The sequence below is a fragment of the Oleiphilus sp. HI0123 genome, assembly GCF_001635315.1.
In genome coordinates this window covers 1-423 of the sequence record NZ_LWGE01000843.1, presented here as the reverse complement: position 1 = coordinate 423, position 423 = coordinate 1, and the positions used below count along the sequence as shown (strand labels likewise).

Annotated in this window: 1 protein-coding gene; it reads left to right on the top strand. The window is 47.5% G+C overall.

Features of this window, described 5'->3' with window-relative positions; all coding sequences use genetic code 11:
- The coding region (locus tag A3761_RS07345) for a 3'-5' exonuclease (protein ID WP_197472935.1) at positions 1-423 on the top strand (423 nt) is incomplete at both ends.

Below are 423 nucleotides of genomic sequence, written 5' to 3'. Positions count from 1 at the left end.
CTCGCAGGCAACCGAATCCCCATTATGGTAGTGGGCGATGATGACCAATCTATATACGGCTGGCGTGGCGCGAAGATAGAGAACATTCAACAGTTCCAAAACGACTTTGCCCAGCCTTTAGTTATTAAGCTGGAACAAAACTATCGATCGACCTGCACTATCCTGAACGCGGCCAATGCTTTGATCTCAAACAATAGCGGACGTTTAGGAAAAGAGCTATGGACTGATGGCAGTGAAGGTGAACCGATAGACCTTTATGCCGCGTTCAACGAACAAGACGAATGCAACTATATTTCTGACCGCATCTATCCTTCGGACAACCACGGCCAGCTACGTTCACCATGCGCTATTCTCTACCGCTCCAATGCACAGTCGCGTGTCATTGAAGAATTTTTAATTCGCCAGGCTGTCCCTTATCGAATT